The organism is Pseudomonas triticicola, assembly GCF_019145375.1.
GTDB lineage: Bacteria > Pseudomonadota > Gammaproteobacteria > Pseudomonadales > Pseudomonadaceae > Aquipseudomonas > Aquipseudomonas triticicola.
In genome coordinates this window covers 3863715-3874847 of the sequence record NZ_JAHSTX010000001.1, presented here as the reverse complement: position 1 = coordinate 3874847, position 11133 = coordinate 3863715, and the positions used below count along the sequence as shown (strand labels likewise).

General features: G+C 62.4%; 12 protein-coding genes. 10 read left to right on the top strand and 2 right to left on the bottom strand.

Features of this window, described 5'->3' with window-relative positions; translation table 11 throughout:
• The first annotated feature begins 21 nt into the window (after nt 1-21).
• The 6 genes from KVG85_RS17225 (at nt 22) to KVG85_RS17200 (ending at nt 6703) form a co-directional block, all read left to right on the top strand.
• Entirely contained in the window at nt 22-1089 is a 1068-nt protein-coding gene (locus tag KVG85_RS17225; protein ID WP_217864457.1) for a DUF2333 family protein, read from the top strand.
• Nucleotides 1090-1092: 3 nt separating this feature from the next.
• Complete coding sequence (locus KVG85_RS17220) at nt 1093-1650, top strand: NUDIX hydrolase (RefSeq protein WP_125926231.1); 558 nt, start codon at nt 1093-1095, stop codon at nt 1648-1650.
• A 185-nt stretch (nt 1651-1835) separates the two neighbouring features.
• A complete protein-coding gene (locus KVG85_RS17215; RefSeq protein WP_007914613.1) occupies nt 1836-2207 on the top strand; it encodes a translation initiation factor Sui1 in 372 nt (123 codons plus the stop codon).
• 220 nt (nt 2208-2427) lie between these two features.
• Nucleotides 2428-4341 carry an arginine decarboxylase gene (gene speA, locus KVG85_RS17210; RefSeq protein ID WP_016771856.1) on the top strand — a complete coding sequence of 638 codons (1914 nt, stop codon included), beginning with the start codon at nt 2428-2430 and terminating at the stop codon, nt 4339-4341.
• Nucleotides 4342-4574: 233 nt separating this feature from the next.
• Nucleotides 4575-5915 carry a type VI secretion system Vgr family protein gene (locus KVG85_RS17205; RefSeq protein WP_217864456.1) on the top strand — a complete coding sequence of 447 codons (1341 nt, stop codon included), beginning with the start codon at nt 4575-4577 and terminating at the stop codon, nt 5913-5915.
• A complete protein-coding gene (locus tag KVG85_RS17200; protein WP_039757016.1) occupies nt 5912-6703 on the top strand; it encodes a DUF4123 domain-containing protein in 792 nt (263 codons plus the stop codon). Before KVG85_RS17205 ends, KVG85_RS17200 begins: the two co-directional genes overlap by 4 nt.
• A gap of 9 nt (nt 6704-6712) precedes the next feature.
• Here the strand turns inward: KVG85_RS17200 and KVG85_RS17195 are convergent, their stop codons facing one another.
• Together KVG85_RS17195 and KVG85_RS17190 are read right to left on the bottom strand one after the other, a co-directional pair.
• Nucleotides 6713-8062, bottom strand: a complete 1350-nt coding sequence (locus KVG85_RS17195; protein WP_217864455.1) for an MATE family efflux transporter — start codon at nt 8060-8062, stop codon at nt 6713-6715.
• A 148-nt stretch (nt 8063-8210) separates the two neighbouring features.
• Nucleotides 8211-8504 (bottom strand): hypothetical protein, encoded by a 294-nt coding sequence (locus tag KVG85_RS17190; protein ID WP_016771853.1) that lies wholly within the window; start codon nt 8502-8504, stop codon nt 8211-8213.
• Between the two features lie 245 nt (nt 8505-8749).
• Between KVG85_RS17190 and KVG85_RS17185 the strand changes: the two genes are divergently transcribed.
• The 4 genes from KVG85_RS17185 to KVG85_RS17170 are packed head-to-tail and all read left to right on the top strand — an operon-like array spanning nt 8750 to nt 11024.
• Nucleotides 8750-9052, top strand: a complete 303-nt coding sequence (locus KVG85_RS17185; protein WP_064362974.1) for a MazG-like family protein — start codon at nt 8750-8752, stop codon at nt 9050-9052.
• Nucleotides 9052-9801 (top strand): methyltransferase domain-containing protein, encoded by a 750-nt coding sequence (locus tag KVG85_RS17180; RefSeq protein WP_024011431.1) that lies wholly within the window; start codon nt 9052-9054, stop codon nt 9799-9801. Before KVG85_RS17185 ends, KVG85_RS17180 begins: the two co-directional genes overlap by 1 nt.
• A 12-nt stretch (nt 9802-9813) precedes the next feature.
• The gene (locus KVG85_RS17175; protein WP_073471800.1) at nt 9814-10425 is read left to right on the top strand and encodes a DUF4136 domain-containing protein; all 612 of its coding nucleotides are present in this window, start codon (nt 9814-9816) and stop codon (nt 10423-10425) included.
• Nucleotides 10426-10466: 41 nt separating this feature from the next.
• Nucleotides 10467-11024 carry a DUF4136 domain-containing protein gene (locus KVG85_RS17170; RefSeq protein ID WP_016771849.1) on the top strand — a complete coding sequence of 186 codons (558 nt, stop codon included), beginning with the start codon at nt 10467-10469 and terminating at the stop codon, nt 11022-11024.
• The last annotated feature ends 109 nt before the right edge of the window (nt 11025-11133 follow it).

The following is an 11133-nucleotide window of genomic DNA, read 5'->3' as shown; positions in this document are numbered from 1 at the left end:
AGTGATTGAAAGGATATCGCCATGCTGGACTGGAAAAACCGCGCGGGCAGCGCGCCTGAACGTGCCGCCGAGCCCAAGTCGGCCACCCGCAGCTATGTCGGCGGGCTGCTGTTCAGCCGGGCGCTGGCCACAGTGGTCGGTCTGTACTTGCTGGTCACCATCGCGCTGGGCTGGTACTGGAGCCAGGAACCGGAGCTGTTTCCGGTGGCGCAGAACGCCCAGGTCGCTGCCGAGAAAGAGGGCAAGCAAATGGTGGTCGGCTACACCACGGTCGAGACCCTGAAGACCGTTGCCGGCACTTTGCTCAACAAGCCGGGCGGTTACATTTCCAATGACCGTTTCCCGCCGGGCCTGTGGATGGACAACACGCCGAGCTGGGAATACGGCGTGCTGGTGCAGGTGCGTGACCTGACCCGCGCCCTGCGCAAGGATTTTGCCCGTTCGCAATCACAGTCGGCCGAAGACGCCGATCTGGCCAAGGCCGAACCGCGCTTCAACTTCGACAACAAGAGCTGGGTGCTGCCGTCCAGCGAGTCGGAATACCAGGAAGGCATCAACTCCCTGAGCCGTTATCAGGCGCGCCTGTCCGATCCGAATCAGAAAAACGCGCTGTTCTACGCCCGCGCCGACAACCTCAACAACTGGCTGGGCGATGTCGGCACCCGTCTCGGTTCGTTGTCGCAACGCCTGTCGGCCAGTGTCGGTCGGGTCAAGCTCAATACTGCGCTGAAGACCGAAGTTCCGGCGGTCGGCGAAGTGCCGCAGGTTGACGAAGAAGTCGTGGAAACCCCGTGGATGCAAATCGACAACGTGTTCTACGAAGCACGCGGTCAGGCCTGGGCACTGTCGCATCTGCTGCGCGCCATCGAAGTCGACTTCGCCGATGTGCTGGCGAAGAAGAACGCCACCGTCAGCGTGCGCCAGATCATCCGTGAGCTGGAGGCTTCGCAAGAGCCGGTGTGGAGCCCGATGATCCTCAATGGCAGCGGTTTCGGCGTATTGGCCAACCACTCGCTGGTCATGGCCAACTACATTTCCCGGGCCAACGCTGCGGTGATCGACTTGCGTCAACTGCTCAATCAGGGCTGATAGGTGAGCCAGAGCACAAGAGAGGCGGCCCATCGCGCCGCCTCGGACGCCGAACAGATCGCCTGGGTCGACGAGCAGGACAACTTGCTCGGCGCGCTGGTGCGCTCCGACTTGCGCGAGCGCGGGCTGATTGGCCGTGGCACCTACATCATGCTGTTCAATTCCGCCGGTGAGCTGTGCGTGCACCGGCGCACGTTGAGCAAGGCGATTTACCCCGGTTACTGGGATGTTGCCGCAGGCGGCATGGTCCAGGCTGACGAAAGCTACGCCGAGTCGGCGGCGCGCGAGCTTGCAGAAGAGCTGGGCGTCAGCGGCGTCGAACTCACCGCTCACGATCACTTCTACTTCGAAGACACCGGCAACCGCCTGTGGTGTTCGGCGTTTTCCGCCGTGTGGGACGGGCCGCTGAAACTGCAGCCGGAAGAAGTCCTCGAAGCGCGATTCATCCCCGTCGAACAGGTCATGCGCGAAATCAGCGAAAAGCCTTATTGCCCGGACTCTCTGGCCGCGCTGAAGCGCTATCTCAAGGCGCAGCAAAGCAACGTCGCAAAGAACACATGAATTGGCGCCGATTGGCACTTAGCAATCGCGATTTTTGCCGTTACACTGCGCGACCTTTTCAAACTGCACCGAACGCTTCCCAAAAGCGCCGATGCAGTAGCGCTGCCCCTGCCTGAGTGGGGCTTCGCGGTCGCTGACCTTGCCCAAGGTTGCGATCAGTCTTTGTCCTCCCGAGAGGATTGCCGGTGGCCAAGAAAGCCGCATCCTTCGCCGCCCTGGGCGGCCTGGTATTTTCCACCGACGCAGGTCGTCATTGCCCGGAATGCAGCAAACCGGTGGACGCCTGTATCTGCAAACAAACCGTGATCCCGGCCGGTGACGGCATTGCCCGCGTGCGTCGCGAAAGCAAAGGGCGTGGCGGCAAGACGGTGACCACCATCACCGGCGTGCCTCTGGCCGAAGACGCGCTCAAGGAGCTGGCGACGACGTTGAAGAAACGTTGTGGCACCGGCGGGGCGTTGAAGGACGGCATCATCGAAATCCAGGGCGATCACGTCGAGCTACTCTTGGCGGAGCTGATCAAGCACGGTTTCAAAGCGAAGAAATCCGGCGGCTAGCAGCCTCTGTGAAACCCTCCGGCGGCTTGATCCGGCTTCGAGTGTTCTCGGATCCGGCGTCGTCGCCATGGTTTTCACAGAGCCTGTTCATGACCGGTTTCTAAACTCCACGCAGTCAGTGCGGTCTACCGCCGCACTGACGAACCGTCATTTTCATTCTTTAGACTGCGCCGGCCTGAACGTCAGGCGACGCACTCTGACTTCTTTATAGGGGACTTCGATGTCCGTACGACGCACACGTAAAGACGATGGCAGCCAATGGACAGTTGCGGACAGCCGCAGCGTTTACGGGATCCGCCATTGGGGGGCCGGGTATTTCGCGATCAATGAAGCCGGTCGCGTCGAGGTACGTCCGAACGGCCCGAGCAGCTCGCCTATCGACCTGTTCGAACAAGTCGACCAACTGCGCAAGAGCGGTTTGTCCTTGCCGCTGCTGGTGCGGTTCCCCGACATCCTGCAAGACCGTGTCCGTCAGTTGACCGGCGCTTTCGATTCGAACATCGAACGCCTGGAATACCAGAGCAAATACACCGCGCTGTACCCGATCAAGGTCAACCAGCAAGAAGCGGTGATCGAGAACATCATCGCCACCCAGAACGTCTCCATCGGTCTGGAAGCCGGCTCCAAGCCTGAGCTGCTGGCGGTGCTGGCGCTGGCGCCGAAGGGCGGCACCATTGTCTGCAACGGTTACAAGGACCGCGAGTTCATCCGCCTCGCGCTGATGGGCCAGAAGCTCGGCCACAACGTGTTCATCGTCATCGAGAAAGAATCCGAAGTCGGCCTGGTGATCGAAGAAGCCGCCTCGCTGAAGGTCAAGCCGCAGGTGGGTCTGCGCGTGCGGCTGTCGTCGCTGGCCTCCTCGAAGTGGGCGGACACCGGTGGTGAGAAATCCAAATTCGGTCTGTCGGCGGCGCAACTGCTGTCGGTGGTCGAGCGCTTCCGTGGCGCCGGCCTCGATCAAGGCATCCGCCTGCTGCACTTCCACATGGGTTCGCAGATCGCCAACCTCGCTGACTACCAGCACGGCTTCAAGGAAGCGATCCGTTACTACGGCGAATTGCGCAACCTCGGTCTGCCGGTCGATCACATCGACGTTGGCGGTGGCCTCGGTGTCGACTACGACGGCACCCACTCGCGCAACGCCAGTTCGATCAACTACGACATGGACGATTACGCCGGTGTTGTGGTCGGCATGCTCAAGGAATTCTGCGACGCGCAGAGCCTGCCGCATCCGCACATCTTCTCCGAGAGTGGCCGTTCGCTGACTGCGCACCACGCCATGCTGGTGGTGCAGGTCACCGACGTCGAGAAACACAACGACGAGATCCCGCTGATCGAGAACAAGGAAAGCCTGCCGGAAACCGTGCAATGGCTGGTCGATCTGCTTGGCCCGACCGACATCGAAATGGTCACCGAAACCTACTGGCGCGCCACGCACTACATGAGCGACGTCGCCGCGCAGTACGCCGATGGCAAGCTGACCCTGGCGGAAAAAGCCCTGGCCGAGCAGTGCTACTTCGCCGTGTGCCGTCGCCTGCACAACTCGCTGAAGGCGCGTCAGCGTTCGCACCGCCAGGTGCTCGACGAACTCAACGACAAGCTGGCCGACAAGTACATCTGCAACTTCTCGGTGTTCCAGAGCCTGCCGGACACCTGGGCGATCGATCAGGTGTTGCCGATCATCCCGCTGCACCGTCTCGATGAAGAGCCTCTGCGCCGTGCGGTGCTGCAGGATCTGACCTGCGACTCCGACGGCAAGATCAACCAGTACGTCGACGAGCAGAGCATCGAAACCAGCCTGCCAGTGCACGCGTTGAATGAAGGCGAAGATTACCTGCTGGGCGTATTCCTGGTCGGCGCCTATCAGGAAATCCTCGGCGACATGCACAACCTGTTCGGCGACACCGACTCGGTGAACATCTACCAGAACGCCGATGGCAGCGTGTACCACGCCGGTATCGAAACCCACGACACCATCGAAGACATGCTGCGTTACGTGCACTTGTCGCCGGAAGAACTGATGACCCACTACCGCGACAAGTGCGCCAGTGCCCGGATCAGTGCCAGCGAGCGCACGCAGTTCCTCGATGCCTTGCGTCTGGGCCTGACCCGCTCCTCCTATCTGTCTTCCTGAGACCCGATAGCGTTCCGCCCGGGTTGTCCGATTTTTTTCCGCAAGCTGTGGAAAATTCGGACAACCCGGTGGGACATCTCCTGATTTTTTCACGAAAACCTGTGCGATCACGGTCAGCAAACTCATCTGGTCTGCTTTTCGCGTAGGTCATTTCCTAAGTTGTACTTCGCCTCTCTACTCGGCCATGCCTCTCGGCGAGAATCCCCGGCCGCCCCTCCTGTAGAGATCCGCCCATGTTCGATCCAGTCAACGAGTCGTCGTTTCGTCTCGATGTAGCGGGCCTGTCCGACCCCTTCGAAGTTCTCGCCTTTACCGGAAGGGAAGCGCTCAGCGAACCCTTTGTCTTCGAGATCGATGTGGTGATCGACGATCCGCATCTGGATCTTGCCGGCCTGCTGCACCGTTCCGCGTTCCTGTGTTTCGGCGCGCCCGACCAGGGTGTGCACGGGCAAATGCACAGCCTTGTCCAGCACGAGCACGGCCATGGCTTGCGCTTGAGTCGCGTGCGTCTTGGGCCCAGGCTCGACTGCCTCGACCTGCGTTTGAGCCAGCGCATATTCAGCGGCCGCTCCGTGCCGCAGATCATCGACCAGGTCCTGCGTGAGCACGGCATCGTCGGGCTGCAACGACGTTTCGACCTGCACAGCGACTACCCGGCCCGCACCTTCTGCACGCAATACCGGGAATCCGATCTGCAACTGCTCCAGCGCCTGTGCGCAGAGGCGTGTATTCACTATTACTTCGAGCATCACCGCGACAGGCATTGTCTGGTATTGGGCGATGATCCGACGCGGATGCCGCAGGCAGACGTCGCGCGCTATCAGGGCGAGCATGACCACCTTTGCGTCACTCCAGCCGTACGCCAGTGGCAACTGCAAGAAGATTCACTGGCCGGCCAGCGCGGACCGAATGCCGAAGGCCACAGCGATTTGTCCGCCCTGCGCAGCGGTCAGTGGTTGCCGTTGGACGGCCATCCCTTCATCGAATGCAACCGCCCATGGTTGCTGACCCGCATCGAGCACCGTGCCGATCAGTCTCTCGAACCGCCCTACGGTAATCGCCTGTTCGCGGCCGCGCGGGTGCCCGTCTTTGCGCCCGCCGCGACGCCAGCCAAGCAACGCATGCACAGCCTGCAGCGTGCCTGGGTGGTTTCGGTCGATGAAGCGCAACCCGATCGCTCGCGGCCGGTCGCGGTGCAATTTGACTGGCTGTATCAGGGCGAAGGCGCAGCGCCGAGCCATTGCTGGCTACCGCTCGCACCAACCCTGAGCGAGTTGCCATCAGCGGCGCTGGCCGATGGCGTGGAAGTCGTGGTGAGTTTCCTCGAAGGCGACCCCGATCAGCCGATGGTCAGCGGCGTTCTCCAGCCTCCGGCGCTGGTGGAGGATACGGTTGAGGACGATGCCCCGTTGCCGGAGTTGCTGGTGAGCGATGGGTTGCAGCAGCTGTTGCAGTCCGGCGAGCCGTTGCTGCTGCTGTGCCTGATGCCGGGAGGTGGGAGCTTCAACCACTGTGCCGAGTCCGTGTGCAGTTGCCGGCTGTTGACCGCGCTTGATCAGAGCAGCGCAAGATGAGCGGCGCGGCGCTTGAGCCTATGGCGCAATGGCTGTTACTCGATACCCCTGACGCGTCACGCGCCCTGCTGACGTTGCGGCAGGGCTTTGCCGATGTGCAGCGGCACCGGTTGTTCGACGGTACCGAATTTCAACCGGTCAGCGAGCACGGCCCGGTTCTTGTCGACTTGCGTGAGAATCCGGCATTGACCGCCTTGTGCCTGCGCGATCCGGACACTTGGCGCGGGCTGCTGCTGAGCTGCGAAATACCGGCGCAGCAGCTGATCAGCCACTTGCAACGCATGCTCACCGTCTCATTCGGCTTGAATCACCGGGCCTTGCTCAGCTATTACAACCGGCAGACCGCCAGCTATTTCTTCGATGCCTGCGATGCCGCGCAACTGAGTCGCTGGCTCGGGCCAATCCGCCAGTTGCGCTGGTTTGGGGGTACCTGGGCTGACCGCGCCATCGGCAGTCAGGGCTGGCAACAGCTGCGCAATCCCGGCCTGCTCGTCGAACCGCTGGGCATCGAAGAAAGCCTGACCCGGCGCCAGCGTGAGCGCCTGCAAACCTGTCTGCTGGAACAACACATCTGGCGCTGGTGCCAATCCCTGTGCGCCGATTACCAGACGATCGCTGTGCATGTGCAACAGGGTCTGGCGCTGGGTTTCAGTGATCGCGCGGTGCTCGACGGCTGGCTGTGGCTGCGCCTGCTGCATCCGCGCGCGGTGCTGGTTGCTCCACCGGCGGGTCTGACCCAGCAGGAGCGCCTCGATCATCTGCGTCGGCAGTGGGGTGCGGCGGACTGACTGATGCCGTCAGTGAGCCTTGCCGCTGAACCAGCCATCGCTGCGTTTCAGCCACAGGGCTTGCGCGCCGAGGGTCAGGCTGCGCAAGACCATGAACAGCAGGAAAGATATCCACAGGCCGTGATTGCCCAGTGCTTGCAAGAACCAGGCGAACGGCAGGAGCAACAACACCGTCAGCAGCATGCCATTGCGCATTTCCCGCGCGCGGGTGGCGCCGATGAACAGGCCGTCGAGCAGGTAACTCCACACCGCAATCAGCGGCAGCACGGCGAGGTAGGGCAGGTAGACGAACGCCGTGTCGCGCACGCTCTGGATGTCGGTCTGCATCTCGATGAACAGGTGCCCGGCCAGCAGAAAAAGCACGGCGAATCCGAGGCTGGCAATCAACGACCAGCCGCCGGCCACCACCAGTGACCGGCGCAGGGCCAGGCGATCTCTTGCGCCGATGGCATGCCCGCACAAGGCTTCAACGGCGTGCGCCAGTCCGTCGAGTGCGTGGGCCGTCAGCAGCAGGCCGTTGAGCAGCAGCGCGTTGGCCGCTACGGTCGCATCGCCGAGCCGCGCGCCTTGCACGGTGATCAGGAAAAACACCGATTGCAGGGCGAGGCTGCGGATGAAAATGTCCCGGTTGACTGCCAGCAGCGGCCGCCAGCTCTGCCAGACTCTCAGCGCCGACCAGATGATCTGCCCCGGATAGGCGCGCAACGCCTTGCGCGTCAGCCACAGGCCGAGCAGGGCGCCGCTCCATTCGGCGATTACCGAAGCGCGCGCCGAGCCGACCACGCCCCAGTCCAGGCCGATGACGAACCATAGATTGAGGACGATGTTGATCAGGTTGGTGCTCAGCAGAATCGCCAGCGGCGCCCGCGCGTTCTGCGTGCCGAGGAACCAGCCGACCAGTGCATAGGTCGCCAGCGCGGCGGGCAGGCCGAACAGGCGCGTGTGGAAAAACGCCCGGGTCAATTGATCCAGCTCTGCCGATGGCTGCATGAAGTGCAGGGCAACGCCGCTGAGCGGCACGCCGAGGCCGCCGAGCACGACGGCCAAGCCCAGTGCCAGCAACAGGCCCTGCAAGAGAATCTGCCGCAACGCCGCACCATCGCTGCGCCCGGCAGCCTGCGCGGCAAAACCGGTGGTGCCCATGCGCAGAAAACCCATCGCCCAGGCGAGAAACGTGTACAGACTGGCGCCGACCGCCACCGCGCCCAGTTGATGGGCATGCGGCAGGTGGCCGATGACAGTGCTGTCGACCAGCGCCACCAGCGGCACGGAGATATTGGAAAGAATCATCGGCGCGGCGAGTGCCCAGACCTTGCGGTGAGTCGGGCGGTCGCGCCAGTCGGTAATCAGAGAGGACATGCAGGCTCCTTGGGGGAGCGGGGATTGTAGCGATTAACGCAATTCACTGTAGGAGTGAGCCTGCTCGCGATAGCGCCCGTTCAGTCACACAAGCTTCGAATGACATACCGCGATCGCGAGCAGGCGAGGGCCTACAGGGGGCGGTGGGTTAATGGATGATCCAGCTCAACAACCACAACCCCAGCAGCAACCAGATGATCCCGGCAATGATCGATGCGTTCATGAACGCCCGGATCGCCGACCACAGCAGCATCAGGCCAACGATCAGGGCGATGATGCTGATGATCGAGGTGTCCATCCCCAGCGTTTGCGCCAGGCCGTCGACAAAGTTGCTGCCGGCATTGCTGAGCATATTGAACAGGCCGCTGAGGCCGTCGACGATAAAACGGATGACCGAACCGAGTGCCTGACCGAGCCATTCGAAAAAGCTTTCTACACGCATGTGTGCATCCCTGATGAAAGAGCTGAGCCTTGGGCCACGCCGAGGGCGGCCGAGTTCCCTGCATGATAGAAGGTTTGCCCGGATCATGTTTGGGAGCGAGCCTGCTCGCGAAGGGGGCGTGTCAGGCAAATCCGGTCTGGATGATCCACCGCCTTCGCGAGCAGGCTCGGCCCCACAATTGATCATCTGCGCTGCTTGCCTTCAGCCCACATCCCCCCGAAGCTATGCGTCTTCAGGAGAGCCCGATGAACCTTGTTGAACTGACCGAACGCCTGCACGCCATTCGTGACCGCAATGACTGGCGGCAATTTCACAGCCCGAAAAACCTCGCCATGGCCGCCAGCGTGGAAATGGCCGAGCTGGTGGAAATCTTCCAGTGGCTGACGGAAGACCAGTCGCGCCAGTTGCCGGCGGACAAGCTCGCCCACGCCGGGCAGGAAGTCGGCGATATCGTCCTGTATCTGTTGCTGCTGTGCAGCGAACTGGGCCTGGACATGAATGAAGTGGTGCGCGCCAAGCTCGCCGACAGCGAACGGCGGTTCAACTGATGAGCGACCGTCATTTCGACCAGTTGGCTACGCGCTTCGCCGAAAAAATCTACGGCGGCGCCAAAGGCGCGATTCGCCTCGCCGTGTTGCAGGCCGATCTGACCGAGGCCTTGCCGGATCGGCCGCTGCGGGTGCTCGATATCGGCGGGGGCCTGGGGCATATGTCGCTGTGGCTGGCCGAGCGCGGCCATGACGTCACCTTCACCGAGCCGGCGGAACCGATGCTCGAAGGCGCGCGCCAGCGTTTTGCCGAAGCCGGACACACCGCGACATTCATTCAGGCGCCGTGGCAGGAACTGCCCGGTCAGCTCACCGAGCCCTATGATCTGGTGATCTGCCACGCCGTGCTGGAATGGCTCGCCGAACCCCATGCGATCCTGCCGGTGCTGCATCAACTGACCAAGCCCGGCGGCTGGCTGTCGCTGGCCTTCTACAACCGTGACGCGCTGATTTATCGCAATCTGCTCAAGGGCCATTTCAAGAAAATGCGCAAGAACGTCATGGCCGGCGAGAAACAGAGCCTGACCCCGCAGCAGCCTCTCGACCCACGGGAATTGGCAACGCAACTCGCTGGAATGTGGCAGGTCGAAAGTCAAAGCGGCGTACGGGTATTTCACGATTACATGCCGGTGGAATTCCAGGCCCGCGCCGAACTGGCGGACTTGTTGGAAATGGAACTCGCGCACCGTCGTCACCCAGGCTTCGCCGGGCTTGGGCGTTACTTGCACTGGATCTGCCGGCCGATCTGAGCGGAGCGCGACATGAAAGCTCGATGCGGGTTATTGCTGATAAGTCTGGGGTTGGCCGCTTGCCAAGGCAGCAACCCCTACGTGGCCCAGTCACGGCCGTTGCCGCCGGCACCGCCGCAAGCCGCCACCACCTTCGACCGCAGCGCCTACCCGGCGCCGCCGCGTGATTACGGGCGCTACCGCAATTGGGCCTGGCGCGACGGGCAGTTGCCGCCGGGCACGGCGTGGGCTGACTCGGCGCAAGTGGCCGAGGCGGTCAGCAACGCCCTCGACCAACGCGGCTTGCGGCCGATGCGCGACAACCGCCCGGCTGACCTGCTGGTCAGCGCCGACCTGCGTCTGGAAACCCGTTTGCGTCAGGTTCGCGATGATTACGGCTACTACGGTGGATACGGCGGCTATGATCGTTATGGTCGCGGTTACGGCATGTACAACAGCGTGCCGGTCATGCGCACTTATCAGGAGCAGGTCGTAGTGGTGCGGGTCGATCTGTTCGATGCCGGCAATGGTCAGCCAGTGTGGAGCGCCAGCGCCGAGACCGGCACCCAGGGCAATCAGATCGAACGCGCCGATGCGATCCGCGAGGCTGTGGAAAAAGCCATGGCGGCGTATCCTCCCAGCTGACGTCGTGTCAGCAGGTTCATGTCTTCACCCGGAGAAAAATCATGTTCCGCCGTCTCGCTCTACTCGCTGTTGCCGCGCTGCTCAGTGCCTGCGCCGCCAATCAGGTCAATCACGATTTCGACGCCAGCCGCGACTTTGCCGCTTATCGCAGCTGGAGCTGGAAAGACCCGGCCCTGCAATATCGCCCCGATGATCCGCGCATCAAAAGCGACCTCACCGAACAGCGCATCCGCCAGGCGGTGGCCGATCAACTCGATCAGCGCGGTTTGCGCCCGGCTGCCGGCGGCGGCAAGGGTGATCTGAGCGTGCAGACCTACCTGATCGTCGAGGACCGGCAGCAGCAGGTGACGACCAATTACGGCGGCGGTTGGGGCGGCCCGTGGAATGGCTACTGGGGCGCACCGATGTACAACGAAACGCGCAACATCACCTACAAGGTCGCGACCATTCAGATCGACCTGCTCGACGGCAAGGACGGCAAACTGGTCTGGCGTGGCAGCGATGAGCAAATGCTCAGCAACCGCCCGAATCCGGCTGACCGCAGCAATGCCATTCGCGAGACCGTCGCAAGGATCCTGGCCAACTATCCACCGCGTTGAACCGCTCTGAACCGTTTCCTGTGGGAGCGAGCCTGCTCGCGAAGACGGTGTGTCATGCAGCATTGAATCCTCTGGCACGACGCTTTCGCGAGCAGGCTCGCTCCCACCG